General features: G+C 46.8%; 19 protein-coding genes. 9 read left to right on the top strand and 10 right to left on the bottom strand.

Features of this window, described 5'->3' with window-relative positions:
- The first annotated feature begins 330 nt into the window (after nt 1-330).
- Nucleotides 331-951, top strand: a complete 621-nt coding sequence (gene flgA, locus QMA35_RS18620) for a flagellar basal body P-ring formation chaperone FlgA (protein ID WP_281648658.1) — start codon at nt 331-333, stop codon at nt 949-951.
- Between the two features lie 221 nt (nt 952-1,172).
- Here the strand turns inward: flgA and QMA35_RS18615 are convergent, their stop codons facing one another.
- The 9 genes from QMA35_RS18615 to QMA35_RS18575 all read right to left on the bottom strand — a co-directional run bounded on the left by QMA35_RS18615 (nt 1,173) and on the right by QMA35_RS18575 (nt 8,643).
- A complete protein-coding gene (locus QMA35_RS18615; RefSeq protein WP_281648657.1) occupies nt 1,173-2,126 on the bottom strand; it encodes a flagellar motor protein MotB in 954 nt (317 codons plus the stop codon).
- Between the two features lie 18 nt (nt 2,127-2,144).
- A complete protein-coding gene (gene motA / locus QMA35_RS18610) occupies nt 2,145-2,996 on the bottom strand; it encodes a flagellar motor stator protein MotA (protein ID WP_281648656.1) in 852 nt (283 codons plus the stop codon).
- Between the two features lies 1 nt (nt 2,997).
- Nucleotides 2,998-3,723: an RNA polymerase sigma factor FliA gene (gene fliA, locus QMA35_RS18605; protein ID WP_281648655.1), complete on the bottom strand. Its 726-nt coding sequence runs from the start codon at nt 3,721-3,723 to the stop codon at nt 2,998-3,000.
- 15 nt (nt 3,724-3,738) lie between these two features.
- Entirely contained in the window at nt 3,739-4,242 is a 504-nt protein-coding gene (locus QMA35_RS18600) for a flagellar basal body-associated FliL family protein (protein WP_281648654.1), read from the bottom strand.
- Between the two features lie 17 nt (nt 4,243-4,259).
- Nucleotides 4,260-5,525, bottom strand: coding sequence for a flagellar hook-length control protein FliK (locus tag QMA35_RS18595; protein WP_281648653.1), 1,266 nt, complete (start codon nt 5,523-5,525; stop codon nt 4,260-4,262).
- Nucleotides 5,526-5,540: 15 nt separating this feature from the next.
- Nucleotides 5,541-5,852 (bottom strand): hypothetical protein, encoded by a 312-nt coding sequence (locus tag QMA35_RS18590; RefSeq protein WP_281648652.1) that lies wholly within the window; start codon nt 5,850-5,852, stop codon nt 5,541-5,543.
- The gene (gene fliS / locus QMA35_RS18585; RefSeq protein ID WP_281648651.1) at nt 5,845-6,294 is read right to left on the bottom strand and encodes a flagellar export chaperone FliS; all 450 of its coding nucleotides are present in this window, start codon (nt 6,292-6,294) and stop codon (nt 5,845-5,847) included. The genes QMA35_RS18590 and fliS overlap by 8 nt, the downstream gene beginning before the upstream one ends.
- 15 nt (nt 6,295-6,309) lie before the next feature.
- A complete protein-coding gene (gene fliD / locus QMA35_RS18580) occupies nt 6,310-7,674 on the bottom strand; it encodes a flagellar filament capping protein FliD (RefSeq protein ID WP_281648650.1) in 1,365 nt (454 codons plus the stop codon).
- A gap of 150 nt (nt 7,675-7,824) precedes the next feature.
- Nucleotides 7,825-8,643 (bottom strand): flagellin domain-containing protein, encoded by an 819-nt coding sequence (locus QMA35_RS18575; RefSeq protein ID WP_281648649.1) that lies wholly within the window; start codon nt 8,641-8,643, stop codon nt 7,825-7,827.
- Nucleotides 8,644-9,022: 379 nt separating this feature from the next.
- Here QMA35_RS18575 and QMA35_RS18570 point away from each other — a divergent pair, with 379 nt between their 5' ends.
- The 8 genes from QMA35_RS18570 (at nt 9,023) to fliP (ending at nt 15,935) form a co-directional block, all read left to right on the top strand.
- Nucleotides 9,023-9,292 (top strand): flagellar biosynthetic protein FliQ, encoded by a 270-nt coding sequence (locus tag QMA35_RS18570; protein ID WP_281648648.1) that lies wholly within the window; start codon nt 9,023-9,025, stop codon nt 9,290-9,292.
- A 12-nt stretch (nt 9,293-9,304) separates the two neighbouring features.
- A complete protein-coding gene (gene fliR / locus QMA35_RS18565) occupies nt 9,305-10,081 on the top strand; it encodes a flagellar biosynthetic protein FliR (protein WP_281648647.1) in 777 nt (258 codons plus the stop codon).
- Nucleotides 10,074-11,210, top strand: coding sequence for a flagellar biosynthesis protein FlhB (gene flhB / locus QMA35_RS18560; protein ID WP_281648646.1), 1,137 nt, complete (start codon nt 10,074-10,076; stop codon nt 11,208-11,210). Before fliR ends, flhB begins: the two co-directional genes overlap by 8 nt.
- A 27-nt stretch (nt 11,211-11,237) precedes the next feature.
- Nucleotides 11,238-13,337, top strand: coding sequence for a flagellar biosynthesis protein FlhA (gene flhA / locus QMA35_RS18555; RefSeq protein WP_281648645.1), 2,100 nt, complete (start codon nt 11,238-11,240; stop codon nt 13,335-13,337).
- A gap of 149 nt (nt 13,338-13,486) precedes the next feature.
- The gene (locus QMA35_RS18550; RefSeq protein WP_281648644.1) at nt 13,487-14,467 is read left to right on the top strand and encodes a FliM/FliN family flagellar motor switch protein; all 981 of its coding nucleotides are present in this window, start codon (nt 13,487-13,489) and stop codon (nt 14,465-14,467) included.
- Entirely contained in the window at nt 14,460-14,873 is a 414-nt protein-coding gene (gene fliN, locus QMA35_RS18545) for a flagellar motor switch protein FliN (protein ID WP_281648643.1), read from the top strand. Before QMA35_RS18550 ends, fliN begins: the two co-directional genes overlap by 8 nt.
- 1 nt (nt 14,874) lies before the next feature.
- Nucleotides 14,875-15,195 (top strand): flagellar biosynthetic protein FliO, encoded by a 321-nt coding sequence (locus QMA35_RS18540; RefSeq protein ID WP_281648642.1) that lies wholly within the window; start codon nt 14,875-14,877, stop codon nt 15,193-15,195.
- Nucleotides 15,192-15,935 carry a flagellar type III secretion system pore protein FliP gene (gene fliP, locus QMA35_RS18535; protein ID WP_281648641.1) on the top strand — a complete coding sequence of 248 codons (744 nt, stop codon included), beginning with the start codon at nt 15,192-15,194 and terminating at the stop codon, nt 15,933-15,935. The genes QMA35_RS18540 and fliP overlap by 4 nt, the downstream gene beginning before the upstream one ends.
- Before the next feature lie 73 nt (nt 15,936-16,008).
- Here the strand turns inward: fliP and QMA35_RS18530 are convergent.
- A partial coding sequence (locus tag QMA35_RS18530) for an IS1595 family transposase (protein WP_281645522.1) occupies nt 16,009-16,469 on the bottom strand: 461 nt, incomplete at its 5' end.

Here is a 16,469-nt window from a genome sequence, read left to right as displayed (position 1 = left end):
TCTGTTGCGATATCTGTTGCGATATCTGTTGCGATATCTGTTGCGATATCCGTGCCAGCTTTTATTTTATTCATTGGTTTTTGAGGAGGTACCCAGCCAGAGCCTCTCATTACCTTGAAGAAACCCAGTGCTGGTTTAAGGTGAAATAATAAACGACGAAAAGCGGAAGCCGCGTTCCGGTTTCAGCGGCATGACAATTCCGCCTAAAAAATAAGATTGAGGAAATTGGGGAAAGAGATGAAATATTGGGTTTTCAGAATAGCCGGCATCTTCTCACTGATATTGCTTAGCTCTTTTACTCATGCGCAAACCGTCAATGAACAGGTTGAGATGGCTGTTACTAAACATTTAAACAAAGCCATAGCCAGCTACGCGAAGAATCTTGGCAGTAAAAAATATGCTATTCAGCTGGCCCCACTTCCTGCTTTGAAACTCCCTCTCTGTTCCCATAATCCTGCCGTCAGCGCTATTGGTTCAAGCGGCACGATCACATCCAGAATGACGCGCAAAGTTTCTTGTGAAAGCCCAGTATGGTCTTTAAATGTCAGGGCTGAAGTTTTGATTTATCGCACAGTTGTGAAAAGTATGCACAAAATTGAAAGAAATAGCCGGATTTCCATAGCTGACCTAACTACCGAAGAAGAAAACATTCTGAAAGTTCGCGGCAAGTATTTCTCAAACCCTCGCCAAGTTGCAGGGCTTAATAGCCGCAGGCAGATCAGCCCGGGGAAAATAATACAACCTTCCATGACTTCCCAACCCGAGATGGTGGAAAGAAACAAAACCGTTCGCATTCAGGTGAAAAGTTCAGGATTTTCGGTATCGATGAAAGGCCAGGCTCTGGAGTCTGGCTCCCTGGGAGATCAAATCCAGATTCGTAATATGTCATCCGGAAAAGTCATTACCGCTGAAGTGATTGGAAAAGGTATTGTCAGTCTCACTAATCACTAGGGGGCGTTCACCGGCTCAGTGGTTTCATTACAGACCCTATGAGGTTTACGAAACGCTGAACGCCATGCAGAAAATTTTCTGAAGGAAAAAGAACAATACTGGAAAATTGGAATACCAAAAACTGGCCATTGATAGCAGCCAAATGATTTAACTACATAGGTGAAGCGATATCTTCCTTGATAGTCGCCAATTATCTATTTTATTAATTTCAGATTTTCTGGTTACTCTGGCCTCAGAATTTTCGGCAGCTGGTTGGAATAAGCCTCTTGATCTGCCGCATCAATATCTGCCTGCGGGATCAGATTTTCTTTCGGTAAGCCATTGTCCTGAATTGGAGCAAAAAGTCTCTTAATCCGGGAAGCCATATTGTGGTTCAACACCATTAATTCAACTCGCCGGTTTGAGCCATCTTCCGGATTATCAGGAATCCTGGGTTCGTGATCAGACAGTGCGGCAACCATTATGAAGTGATCGTCTGTGACACCGCCAAAGCTCAAGATTTTCTGGGCAACCAGTGCCCTCTCACCAGACAGATTCCAGTTGCTGTAACGGTAAATGTTTGTTTTGGTAGCATCGGTATGACCACTCACCATAATTGGGTTAGTGATCTTCTTCAGAACCTTGGCCAAAGCCAGCAGCAGATCCTCATAGAATGGATTTAATCGAGCACTGCCGCGTTCAAACATATGCTCTTCATTGTGATCCAGAATAACCAGCCTTAAACCTTCTGGCAGTACTTCCATAAACACATATTCATCGAGATGACGATCATCCATTTCTCCACTCAACATCTGCTGAAGCTGTTTTACCAGCTCTTCAAAGTCCGCTTTTTCACCTCGTTGAGGAGCCTGTAGATCACCAACAACTTCGGTTCCATCTTTCCCTTTCATACTGGGGCCGACGTTATCCACTCTGCGAATAATATTGGGAGAGCCACCCAAATCTATTGGATGAGCCGAGCCCGCTTTCATAAAGGTTCCCGGATCCTCGAAGTAAGCAGCAATAGCGGCTTTTTGCTCATCATCGGTCACACTGAGCAGCCAGAGTACAAGGAATAGCGCCATCATTGCGATGGCGAAATCCGCAATCGCTACCTTCCAGGAGCCGCCATGGTGTCCACCATGTCGGCCTCTGTTTTTTTTAACAACAATGATTGTTGGCTTATCCTTGCTCATGGGGATTTATCCCAAAGGTTACCCTTCGAGGATCTTCTCCATCTCTTCAAAGGACGGTCGGCTTTCCGTGCAGAGGACTTTACGCCCGGCTTCAACGGCCATGGCTGGAGGCGTGCCATGACGGTTACTGACCAAAGCCGCTTTTATGCACTCAAGGGCTTTAATTTCATAATGAATGGAATGAGTAATAGAGGAAGCTATAGGACCAACAACACCGTAACCTAAAAATACCCCCATAAAGGTTCCCACCAATGCTGCGGCAATGTGAAGACCAAGCTGATCGGGAGGACCATCCAGAGATTGCATAGTAATTACGATACCCAATACCGCCGCCATAATTCCAAACCCGGGCAAGGCATCGGCAATTTCCTGAAGGGCCATTCCGGGTCTGGACAACTCTGACTCGTAGGTTTCAATTTCATGCTCCATCAGAGCTTCGAAATTGTGGGTATCAAGGTTATCCACTAACGACAGGCGAATATTGTCAGTAATAAACAACATGGTCTGAGGAGTTTTGGTAATGCGGGGATAGCTTTTGAATATATCGCTGCTGCCCACATTTTCGATATGTTCTTCCAGAGCTTTACGGCCACCTTGTTTACGAGACACTTCAAACAGCTGGTTCAGAAGTTGTAACAGAGCTTCATAATATTTCTGGTTATACCCTGTACCGGTAAGGGTAAAACAAATATGACGCCCGGAAGCCGCCACCACTTTCCATGGATGGGCCAGACAGAACGCACCAAAGGCACCACCGGCAATAATCAAAATTTCATAGGGCTGCCACAGACTTATTAATTTACCGTGGGCGAGTACAAATCCACCGAGGATACTGGCGATCAGAATAATAAAACCGGCGAGCTTAAACATGTTACTGACTCCAGTCCTTGAGAATGGTTTTCAGTTTTTTCAGTCCCTGAGCATGGAGCTGACACACTCTGGCTTCTGAAATATCAAAAACCAAACCTATCTCCTTCATATTCATTTCCTGCACGTAATACAGGTTAAACAGCTGCTGGCTTCTTTCCGGAAGCTCTTTTAATGCATCGGCCAATGCGCCCTGTTCACAATGCTGAAAAATGCTGGTGGCGAGTTCATCTTCATAGTCTGAGGGCTCGCCACCAGATTCCAGAACCTCATCGAAACTGATCAAGCGAGCAGAGTGGGTGCTAGCAAGCATGTTCTGATACTTTTCAAGAGACAGGCCGAGAGCTTCGGCAACCTCTCGATCATGAGGCGGGCGCCCCAGAGTCTTTTCCAATACAGCGGTAGTTCGGGAAAGTTTTTGAGTTTCTTCGCGGGTTCGGCGAGGTCGCCAGTCGCCCTGGCGAACCATATCAATCATGGCTCCGTGAATTCGGTGCCGGGCAAACTGTTCAAAGGAGGCTTGTTGCGTTGCATCGTAGCGGCCAGCAGCTTCAATCAAACCGACCAGCCCAGACTGCATTAAATCATCTACAGACGCCACGTGACCAACTGTGCTGACCAGGTGCAAAGCTATCTTTCGCACCAGCGCCAGATGCTTGCGAACCAGCACATCTACAGAGTTTTGGCTCTGATTCTTGTAGGCCAGAATTCCTTCGCTGGCTGCTTTCACTGTCAGAGCCCGATGCTACTGAATCACAACATTAACAATCAGAACATCTTCAATCTGCTCACCACCCTGCTCATTTAACAATTCCCGAACTTTCACCAGGGCTGAAGCCCGAATTCTGTTTGGCGCATCAACCAGCAAGGTATCCTGATAGGCCATACCACTCATATTCTGGATCAGGGCATTGCGGATCAGAGGGGTGTTTTCTTCCAGAATAGTGACCATACCCTGATCTCTGGTAAGAAGGGCAAGCTCAAGCTGCATATAATGAGATTTTCGCTCCCCAGTGAGAGAAACCACAAAAGGCTCAAGTTCAAAGAAAAGAGCTTTAGGGACAACAGCTGCCTCTGCGGCTTGATCTCCGGCAGATTTCATCAGAAAGAAATAAGCTGCGGCTCCGCCTCCAATCAGCAATACGCTAACTATGGCGATGATCATGATAAGCTTGGAAGAGCCCTTGCCTTTTTCTTTTCCCGTTTCTTTTTCTGTGCTCTGGCCTTCTTCCTGATCTTCTTCAGCCATTTGAAGCTCCCTGTCTTTTACACGTAAATATCAAGCAATCCCTGCTGAATACGTTCGGTACCGGATGAAACCGAATATTCGAGATTCACACTACTTTCATCGGGAGAAGCGCCGGTTTCCTGAGCCATATTCTCCTGCTCAGAGTGCTGGAAACCGTTTTGGGCGAGTCCACGATCATGGGAAATATCCACATTCACCAGATTCATCTGCAGCTGCTCAAAGAACTGCCGCAACCGGTCAACCTGTTGGTTAAGCATATCCCGGAGTTGCGTGTTGCCAGCCTGAAACTGGACAGAGACCTGGTCACCATCGACATTCAGCATAACTTTCAGCTGCCCCAGCTCTGGAGGATCCATTCGCAGAGTGGCGTTACGTTGATCTCTGTTTAGCATAACCATAAGTCGTTCCCCCATTTGATCTCCCTTCAGAGACTGGCGGGAAAGAAGGTCCTGGAACGAGCGGGATTCACTCAACTCCAGCACCTTTCTGTCTCCAGACGTTTCTACACCCACAGAGTCGGTTGGCTGGGAAGGCAAAACAGCAGCAGATATGTCAGCATTTTGAGCATGAACAGTAGCAACCAGTGCGGATGGCTGAGACGACGAAGAAACCATTAAAAGAGGTGAAGTTTCCACCTTTAAAGCACTCAATGTGTTCTGCAACAGTTTCTGATCAAGTACAGACTCCGGTAGATCAAGGCCAGAAATGTCAGGCGAAATTTGCAAAGATTTCAGTAACTCTGGAACCTCCGCTTTCTGTTGAAGCTCGACTCGTTGCTGGGTAAGCCTCTGGGTATCGACCGGTTCATCCTGAAGCCGAACCTGTTCAGTTATAACCGGCTTAATATCTGCCGGTGTTGTGATTTGTTCTTTAAGTGCTGTTTCTCCTGCCTGTCTTAACACAGAAGATTCAAAACCTATCGGTGACTGGGGTTGGCGCATCTGTGATGAAACGGATGTACTCACATGTGGGAGTGGTGACACAAGAGCTTGCTGAGAATTCTGCAGCACCCTACCCGAAACCGAGTCACTCCGTAAGGCTGGAACAGACTGCAGTTGATTATCCAGAGGAGCACTCAGCGCACTATCAAAATAATCTGCAAAAGACAGTGTCTCGGACGTTGTACCGCTTTCAGCATGGGGAAGAAAACGAAGTTCTGTGGATATTGTTCGATGGCTAGAAAGACTTACACCGCCCATACCCAAAGACACTCCAAGCTGAGAACTCAGCGGAAGTGCCTGGGGTAAAACTGGCGCTACCTGCGCGGCTGGTGATTCATCCATGATCTGTATCTGTTATTAACTGTTTTTCAGCTGTCCGGTCATTCGATACTGTTGAACCGCATTTAATCGACTTCCACTCTGAATCAGCAATTCTTTCAGTTGGGCTCGCTCTTCATTCATATCTGTAACAATATCTAAATATTGCTGCTGCAGTGAAAAGAGCTCTTTTCTGAGCTCGCCATCAGGTACCTGGCTGGCAAAAATATTTTCTGCCAATAGGCGAACACTCTTCTCCCGAGTCATCAGTTTACTCCAGTCCCTGTTCTCCCAGGCATCCTGAAGCTCAGCTTTGGCCTCCCGAACCTGCTCAACACCAATATCAGGCATGACCATTGACCCCACTGGACACTGATCCACTTTCAGCATTTATGGCTGGAATATTTCCAGGGGCCTTTTGCCCGATACCATTCCAGGCTTCCTGAATCTGTTTCATCAGATTGGTGACTTCATCCAGCTTCTCAAGACTGTTCTCCGGCCCTGCTGCTAACAGCTGACGTACACTGTAGTGATAGAGGTTGCGAAGGTTTTCGGCCATTTCACCACCAGCTTCAATATTGAGAGATTCATTAAGAGCCAGGATGATTTCGACGCAGTGAGCAATTAAATCCCCCTTTTCAGAGAGATGCCCACGCTCCATGCAACCTTTTGCCTGAAAAAGGGATGTCATCAACTCTTTAAACAACAGTTGAATCAATTTATACGGGTCAGCCACTTCCGCCTGAGCATTGTTCTGAACCTTGCGATACGCTGCGAGTCCACTAGTATCCATAAAGCTCGATTTCCGTTATCTATCGTTACTGTTTAGGCTGTTCAGATTATTGGTCAAAAAACTGCTGGTACTATTAAACTGGCTCAATGCACGTTCCATAGACAAAAAGCGACTTTCCCAATACCTGCGTACCTGTTCAATCCGAAGATCAAGATCTTCCAGCTCGCGATCCAGACCCTTAATATTTTCATCAAGCCGATCCATGCGCTCTTTAACAATGCCGGTACTGGAATCATAGCGGTCAAGAAGTGTAGTCATTTTTCCCGAAAGGCCATTATCACTAGCGAAAAAGCCCTGCAGAGCAGAGAAGTTCTGCTGCACAGCCTCACTGAGTTTGGCGCTATCTGTTTCCAAAGTGCCATCGGTAGCCGTCTTAATACCAAAATCAGCCAGCCGGAGGGATTGGCCGTTTACCTCGATACTATCACTCAGAATATTGCGCACTGAACTGACCAGAGAGCGAACAGTTGCATCGCCAGTAAGTGCAGAGCTGCCCTGACCTTCAGTGAAACGAGTTAAGCTGTTTACCGTCCTGGTAAGTTCGTTGTAGGCAGAAACAAAACCCTGTATTGCATCTTCAGAACTGGATTTATCTAGAGAGATATCCACACTCACCGGCGTGGTGCTGATTTCTTTTAAATTGAGGGTCACGCCGTCTACCACACCTTCAATACTGTTATCGCTATGCTCGATGACAATACTGTTAGGGTTGGCCGGATCACCAATCACAATTCTTGCATTGGCTGCCTCCTGCAACTCACTGAGGCCAGTTGTAAGATTTAAATCGCCTGCACCAGCTGTCAGATCAGACGCATCAATAACTACTCCATAGTCTGCACCGGTTCTAGTGCTATTAATCAACAATCTTTGCTGGTTACCATTGTTAATAATGGTGGCGGAAGCACCGGGGTTATTATCTGCGCTGTTTATGGCATCCCGAATGTCAGCCAAAGTGTTATTTGCACTGTCTAGCGTGAGTGTTAGGCTTTCACCATTTACTGTGAGCACCAGATTACCGGCACCAAAAGTAGCACCTTCAGCAAAACCAGCTGTAGCCTGTTGCTGATTAGTGGCTAACTGTTGAACAGTGAAGGAGTAGCTGCCGGTTACAGCATTATTAGTCAGAGCAACATCCAGCGCCTCCGAATTGCTAAAGGTCGCTCTCCGCCCATTAAAAGCTTCAGACTCCCCCAGTTTCTCAATAGCCGAATGAAAACCGTTAATAGCAGATTGCAATTGCCCAAGGGCAGAGAGCTCTACAGTATCCTGTTGCTGTTGGCGCTGAATTGAAGATTGACGAGGTGCCCGCTCGGCCTGAACAATTGTATTGACCAGAGACTGGGTATCAATGCCTGAAACTAAACCGGATAACTGTAGCATGGCCGTACCTGGCGTTTATTACTGTGAATACTTTATGGAGCTTTAGAGAGATACGGCTTCCCAAAAAAAAGAATAGACGAGGAATACACTTCCTCGCCTATTCTGAGCCAGCTAAAAACCAACAAAAGCTGACTTTTTATCTCAAAGCTATTAACGCAGCAGAGACAATACGTTCTGAGTTGTAGCGTTAGCCTGAGACAGGATTGCAGTACCAGCCTGTTGCAGCACCTGATACTTAGCCAGGTTTGCTGTCTCCACTGCAAAATCTGCATCCTGAATACGGCCTCTGGAAGCAGAAGCGTTCTCGCTAATATTGGATAAGTTTGAGATTGTCGAAGTGAGCCTGTTTTGAAAAGCACCAAGAGTCGCTCTCTGGGTATCCACAGTCTGCAGTGCAGTATCAATCAAACCGATTGCTGCTTGAGCATCACCGCCGTCACCAATATCTATAGCGTCGACACCCAAGGCTGCGGCGTCAGCGTCAGCAATAGTCAGAGCAACTGTTTGGTTAGCATCTGCACCTATCTGGAAGTTTACCGCAGAGAAAGATCCATCAAGAACATTTCGGCCACCGAAGGTTGTATTGTCTGCAATACGTGTAAGCTCTGTCGTGAGAGCCTGGGCTTCAAGATCCAAAGCATCTCTCTGCGCTGCCCCATTCGTACCATTTGCAGACTGAAGTGATAGCTCTCTCAGTCTCTGCAAGATATTTGTTGATTCCTGCAATGCGCCTTCTGCTGTCTGCGCCAGAGAAATACCATCGTTGGCATTCCGTACAGCAACTGCAAGACCTCGAACCTGCGAGGTCAAACGGTTGGCAATCTGCAAACCAGCAGCATCGTCTTTGGCACTATTAATACGTGAACCTGAAGACAAGCGCTGTAGTGCTGTTTGCAGTCCAGCTTGAGAACTTTGTAAGTTTCTTTGAGCATTCAGCGAGAATACGTTTGTATTTACCGAAAAGGACATTTATTCACTCTCCATCCATGGATTAGGGCTTTTGTTACCCCTTGTGATAATTCAGGCTCGGTACAAGACATCAATGCGCACCAAGCCCAACACTTAACTGTTCGGTTAAATTTCTGCGGGGCTTAATAGGAGAGTTTGTATTTATTTCGAATAAAAGCCTCTGAATTTTCACATTTTTTTTGACAAAAAAAACAACTCAACAGTGAAATAATGTTTGCCCTGTTGCAGATTCTGACACCAGTTCTAGATTGATAATTGAAGGGAATTAAAAGGCTTATCGGTTGTTTCAATTTGAAATAACGCTGCTTCCTTTATCTATGCACCATTGATTGTCGAACGAAGTGACGTTCAACAACCCCGAAGCGATGGAACAACAAGAATGACACCAGAAATCGTTGTCGATCTTCTCAGGGATGTTCTAACCATGATCGTTATCATCGTCTCAGTCATTATCGGGCCGGGAATGCTGCTGGGCCTGGTGGTAAGTATTTTTCAGGCCGCCACTCAGATAAATGAACAGACTCTGAGTTTCCTGCCCCGACTGCTGGCAACCCTTGTCACTATTGGTTTGGCCGGCCACTGGCTGATTCGGGAATTTATGGAGCTATTTCAGCGAATGTATACCGTGATTCCGGAATTAATTTATTAACAGGCTTCATCAATGGAATTAACCACCGCACAACTGACAGGATGGATTGGACAATTTATCTGGCCACTATTCCGTGTAGTCGGGTTGCTGATGACTATGCCGATTATTGGCTCCGCACTGGTGCCTGCACAGGTACGCCTGCTTCTTGCTGTGGCAATTACGTTATTAATTGCTCCACTTTTGCCAACCATGCCGGTTGTTGAACCGTTGTCCCCAGAAAGCCTGCGGATAACTCTTCAACAGATCTTTATTGGCGGCATGGGCGGTCTTCTGCTGCATGTTTATTTTTCCATTTTTGCCGTGGCCGGGCAAATGGTCTCCCTGCAAATGGGCTTGGGAATGGCGATGATGTATGACCCGGTTAACGGTGTGAACATTCCGATTATTGCCCAACTTTATCAGATCATGGCAACGTTGATGTTCTTGGCTGTGGATGGCCACCTGATTGTTATCAATGTTCTTGCCAACAGTTTTACTGCCCTCCCCATTGGCCCAGTTACCAGTACGACTCTTGATCTACATACCCTGACAGTGCAGGTGAGCTGGGCACTGGGAGCGGCCATACTGATTGCTCTGCCAGCCATAACCACCATGCTACTGGTAAATATTGCCTTCGGTGTTATGAATCGAGCAGCACCTCAGCTGAATGTTTTCTCCCTTGGTTTCCCCATGAGCATGATGGCTGGGCTGATTGTACTGGCAGTATCGGTGTCAGGTTTACCCGGTTTATTTACCGAGCTGACCAATCAGGCTCTTTCGAAGCTTTCTGTGATGATCGCCTATGGCTGAAGATCAGAACAGCTCACAGGAGCGTACAGAAGAACCCAGTCAACGAAAACTCGAGAAAGCTAAAAAGGATGGCGAGGTTCCCCGATCCCGGGAACTGGTGACTACCTGTATGTTTCTTGGGGGCGTATCAGCCATAATGGCTTTCAGCCCGTTTATGTCTGGTAAATTCCAACAACTGTTTACCCAAAATCTGGATTTACGTCCTGAAATTTTACTGGATACATCCCATATGGCTCGCCACCTGGGTGAAAGTGTACTCATGGGAATCAGTGCTCTTTTGCCAGTATTTGCCGTGATTCTTTTCTCAGTACTTGTTGGTAGCTTGCTAATGGGCGGCTGGGCGTTTTCACATAAACAATATCAACCCAAAATTTCACGGATCAGCCCTATTCAGGGCATCAAACGCATCTTTTCCATTCGCTCTCTGGTTGAACTGTTTAAGTCCATTCTGAAAGTCTCACTGGTTGTCGGCACATTGGTTCTGGTTATTGTTAATGAATGGCCTGAGCTGATTTCTTTAAACCGACAATCCGTTCGCCCAGCACTTATGCACAGCCTGATGCTGGCAGGAACGGGGGTTTTGACTTACGCCTTTGCCCTGGCTTTGATTGCTGTAATCGATATTCCGTTCCAGAAATGGCAGCACGTTAAAAAGCTACGTATGACCAAACAGGAACTGAAAGATGAACAGAAAGATACTGATGGCCGCCCAGAACTGAAAAGCCGTATCCGCGACATTCAGCGGGAACAGGCTAACCGCCGGATGATGCAGGAAGTGCCCAAAGCTGATGTGATCATCCGAAACCCGACTCATTACGCTGTGGCTTTAAAATACGATTCCCAAAAAGCCAAGGCGCCTTTTGTTATTGCCCGGGGAGTCGATGACATCGCCATGAAAATCATTGAAGTGGCCAATGCTCATGAGCGCCCGGTTGTACAATCACCTGCTTTAACCCGCGCCATCTACTATTCAACCAAACTGAATCAAGAAGTGGCGGCAGATTTGTATATGGCGATTGCCCAGATACTGGCTTATGTGTACAGGCTTCGGCAATTCAGCGCCGGGCTGGGGCCAGAACCAACACCGTTACCCAACGAGTTTGATATTCCATCGCATCTTCGGCGATAAAAATAAAGAACCTCAAGGACTGAGAGCATGGCAGAACAGGCTGCGGCCCCAACGGGCTTTATGGCAAAAGTAGGAAAGCTTCAGATTGGCATACCAATAATGGTGCTGATCCTGATGGCGATGATGACATTGCCGGTTCCGCCCTTTCTGCTGGATATGTTTTTCACTTTTAATATTGCGCTGTCTTTGCTGGTGCTGCTGGTGAGTATCTATGCAAAGCGTCCTCTCGACTTTGCTGTGTTCCCAACATTGCTGCTTGTAGCAACCCTATTACGTCTGGGACTGAACGTTGCTTCCACTCGTGTCGTGTTGCTTCAAGGTTATAACGGCAGTGATGCGGCTGGTAAGGTCATTCAGGCCTTTGGTGAAGTGGTTGTTGGTAACAGCTACGTGGTGGGTATTGTAGTATTCGCCATTCTGGTAATTATCAACTTTGTAGTAGTGACCAAAGGTGCGGGCCGTATTTCAGAAGTATCTGCCCGTTTTACCTTGGATGCATTACCCGGCAAACAGATGGCGATAGATGCCGACCTGAATGCCGGTCTGATTAATCAGGAACAGGCACTGGAACGTCGTAAGCAGGTTACCAGTGAAGCTGACTTTTACGGTGCCATGGATGGTGCCAGCAAATTTGTGCGTGGCGATGCCATTGCTGGCTTGCTGATTCTCGGCATCAATATTATTGGTGGTTTGCTGATTGGTACCATCAAATACGGCATGACCTTTGGTGATGCCTTTAATGTTTTCTCTCTGCTCACCATTGGTGATGGCCTGGTTGCCCAGATCCCTTCACTCCTGCTTTCCACGGCTGCTGCAATTATTGTCACCCGTGTTTCTGAAACAGCTGAAATGGGCGACCAAATTGCAACGCAACTGTTCGCGTCACCCCGTGCGCTTTCGGTTACCGCTGGAATTATTTTGATTATGGGAATTGTCCCTGGCATGCCTCACCTTGCCTTTATCAGCCTGGGCAGTGCTATGGCCGGAGGAGCATGGTGGATTTACAAGAAGGGGAAGGCTGAAGAAGAGGCCACAGAGATAACACCAGCCAGTACACAACCAACAGGTGATGCACCTCTTACCTGGGAAGATGTTCCTTCCATTGATCCACTTGGTTTGGAAGTTGGCTTTCGACTGATTCCACTTGTGGATAAAAATCAGGGTGGGCAAATGCTTGGGCAGATAAAAGGTATTCGTAAAAATCTTTCTGCACGACTGGGCTTTCTGATTCCCAGCGTTCGTATTCGCGATAATCTCTCTCTACCTGCCAGTGGTTACAGCATTACCTTGCAAGGCGTAAGTGTTGCAGAAGGTGACGTTGAACCGGGTAAATATCTCGCCATTAATCCCGGACAGGTTTATGGCGACCTCGAAGGAGTTCCCACAACTGACCCAGCCTACGGACTTGATGCAATCTGGGTAACAGAAGAATTGCAGGAACAGGCCACCAGCCTTGGTTATACCGTTGTTGATGCGCCAACAGTTATCGCAACTCACGTGAGCAAAATCATTGAAGAGAATGCCTGTGAACTGCTTGGCCATGATGAAGTTCAACAGCTTCTGGGGAACCTTGGTAAACAATCGCCTAAAATGTCTGAAGAGCTTGTTCCCAAACGCTTATCTGTGAGTCAGCTGCAACAGGTTCTTCGTGAGCTGTTAACCGATAGAGTGTCTATATCTGATATTCGCACCATCGCCAATACTCTGCTGGCCACTGACGAAACTATCAAAGATCCTATTTTGTTATCCGGGAGAATCCGTGAGGCGCTGCGCCGCAGCATTGTGCAAAATTTAATCGGCTCACAACCTGATATGCCTGTTGTCACTCTTGATGAGAAGCTTGAAGAAATACTTCTAAAAGCCCAGCAACAGGCTCAACAAGCAGGAAATACTGCACCAGACAACATTGCACTGGAACCGAATATATCTAACCAGTTACAAACCAACCTGCCAGATATAACCCGCCAGATGCAGACCGATGGCAAGCAACCCATCATTATTGTTTCACCTTTGTTACGGCCATTGCTGGCGCGCTACGCAAGATTGTGCACTGACGGCTTACAGGTTCTGTCGTTTAATGAAATTCCTGACAACCGTAATGTGCAAATCATTGGCAAGGTGGGTTAGCCATTAAAAACACAGCGATATAAAAAAAGCTGCTAATAAAACTGGCAAGAATTCCGGTTAGTTTTATAGTCAATTAGATACCCTCTTTTGTTGTAGCCGTTTTCTAAAGAGTAAGAGCGCTTAGCTGCAAGGATTGCAGGAGAGAAGCTGTGAACAGTGAGAAAATTGAAACGCTGCTGAGCAGAAGTCGCAAGAACGAACGGATTCATATTGGCGACCAGTTCGATAAGCTGCAGCGTTTCGACCTGACCAACCCGGATTATAAAATTCATGATCTGGTACCGACCCTGTCGGTACTTTATAAGCGTTATGCACAGCTGCTGCGCTTCAGTCTCTACAATCAGTTTCGTAATAATCCCGAAGTTGAATTTACCGGCGTCGACTCTGTGAAGTTTGTGAATTTCAATACAGAATCGCCAGATCACAGCCTTCACATTTTTAAGGTAAATTCACTCAAGTCAGTGGGCTTTGTCACTGTTAGTAATCAACTGATCGGAGCTCTGATTGATCTTTTCTTTGGCGGCACCGGCACAACAGAAATTACTCCAGATCGGGAAATGTCCACAACCGAAACCCGGATGCTGAACAAGTTTCTGAGTGCGGCTATGGATAACCTGAAGGAAACCTGGGAAACCATTCTTCCCTTTGATATTGAATTGCAAGATAACCAATCCAGCCCAATTTCCACACTGTTTTCAAATGACACTGAGTTGATACTGGTAAGCCGTTTCAGTATCAAAATGGCCGATACCGAAGGTACTCTGGATATTGTTCTTCCCTATCGAGCGCTGGAGCCTATTCGGGAACGTATTCAGTCTTATCGCCATACGGATCAGGATCCTTACTGGGAAGAAAACCTTCGCGGCAATGTTCTATTGGCCCCGGTCGAGATCAGCGCCACCATGTGTCAGGTTGATCTGGTTTTGAAGGATATTCTCAACCTGAAATCCGGAGACATTATTCAAACCAATATTCCCGGTCAGGTTACGGTGAAAGTTTCTGGCCTGCCATGTTTGAAAGCGACTGTCTGCACCATTGATGACAGTCTCGCACTGAAAATTGTACGCCGAATGAAACCCGGAAGCCGTGGGCAGCAATATAACTCAAGGATGAGGACGGATAATGAGTGACGAAGAAAACACGCCCTCCCAAGAGGGAGAACAAAACCTTCCACCTCAAAATAACGGAGAGAAGATAAAAGACCTTGGGGTTGAGGAGTTAGCCAAAGCCCATGGTGGCGGTGATGCGATTCAGGCAGAGAGCAGTGAATCTAACAGCCCTGATCTTGGTTTGCTTCTGGATATTCCCGTTACTCTTTCATTAGAGCTGGGTAGTACTCGCATAAATCTGGGCGATTTATTAAGGCTGAACAAAGGCGCTATTGTCGAGCTGGAAAAAGAAGCCTCCGAACCTTTGGAAGTAAAAGTGAATGGTACTCTTATCGCCTACGCCGATGTGGTGGTTGTAAATGATCGTTACGGCATTCGCATGATTGATGTTATCAGCGAATCAGAACGCCTGAGGAAGCTTTCCTGATATGACAAACTATTTGATTCAAATCGGCCTTCCTCTTCTGGGCATTGTTGGTTTAATCGTCACCTTAGGCATATTGGGCAAGCGCCTGAACCTGAGTAAAGTTCAAAGCCAGAGCCCGATTAAAGTTGTTGCCAGTTCGCCACTTTCTTCGCAGGTCAAACTTTGTCTGGTTGAAGTAGGTGGTCAGCAGCTTTTGCTCAGTGTATCTGCTCAGCAAACCACTTGTCTTCATACTCTTCAGGAAAGACTTCCGGCGAACAAAGTTGGTACAACGGAGTTTTCCGATTACCTGACTAATTTGCTGAACCGGAACAGCGCATGACCCGAGCCGTTTCGCTGCTGGCAGTTCTTGCCGCTGCCAGTTTTACCGAAATAGCCTTCGCGGCCCCTCAGGGTATGGATGTACTGACTGTGACCAAAGATGGCGACAGTCAGCAGTACAGTGTAACCCTGCAGATTCTGCTGTTAATGACAGCGCTGAGCTTTCTACCGGCAGCTCTGCTTATGCTCACCAGTTTTACCCGCATTATTATTGTGCTCGCTATTCTTCGACAAGCCCTTGGCCTTCAGCAGACGCCACCGAACCGGGTACTCATTGGTATGGCTCTGTCGCTAACGCTACTAATTATGATGCCAGTGTTTGAATCCATATATGCCGCAGCTGTTACGCCTTATCTGAATGAAGAACTTAGCTTGCTGGAGACCATGAAGATTGCTTCTGAGCCAATTAAAGGGTTTATGCTCTCCAATACCAGGGAATCAGACCTTGTCCAGTTTCTCGGTATCGCTAATATGACACCACCGGATAAGCCGGAAGACATTTCTTTCTCTATTCTTATTCCTGCATTTGTCACCAGTGAGCTGAAAACTGCTTTTCAGATTGGCTTTATTATTTATCTGCCTTTTCTGGTGATTGATCTGGTAGTTGCTAGCGTTCTGATGGCTATGGGTATGATTATGCTTTCCCCACAGATGATTTCTTTGCCTTTCAAACTTATGCTTTTTGTTTTAGTTGATGGCTGGGCTCTGACCATGGGTACTTTGGCCAGTAGTTTCTTTTAGGTTTTCTTGGTTTCATTATTCACCATTAGCTCCCCCTGATCTGCACTCCCCAATATTAAAATACAGGCTCTGTTCACAATAAATGTGGGTTAAGCCAATGAGATGCTTCCTGATCTAACAAACTCTCTTCCGAGAAGATATGTGTCTTTAAAAATCGTTTCCAGCCCAGATAGCGCGATAAATATTTCGTTGCTACGCCTTTGAAAAAACCATTAATCCAACGTTTGAGCTCACTGTGATAAGCATTGACCGTTTGAATGTGATAAACCTTCTCTCGCACATACTGGCCTGCCGTAGTGACCAATTCTTTCAGCGTCACGTTGAGTTGGTCTGCCAGTTTTTCATGGGACAGATGAGCATCCGTGCACAGGGTGCTGCCTGGTAAAATCCGTCCTGCCAGTTGCGTGAAGAGTTCATCGTTACTCACATGTTCGAGAACGGCATCGGTTACATGTTGCTGACGGTCGCAGGCCACCATGACGGGAATTTTTCTGATTGTTCCTGACTTTTCACTGGCATTCTCCGACGGCTTTT

Source organism: Parendozoicomonas sp. Alg238-R29, from assembly GCF_947331445.1.
Classification (GTDB): Bacteria; Pseudomonadota; Gammaproteobacteria; order Pseudomonadales; family Endozoicomonadaceae; genus Sansalvadorimonas.
Note: the sequence above shows the minus strand (reverse complement) of the source record. Positions and strands in the feature narration are given on the sequence as shown.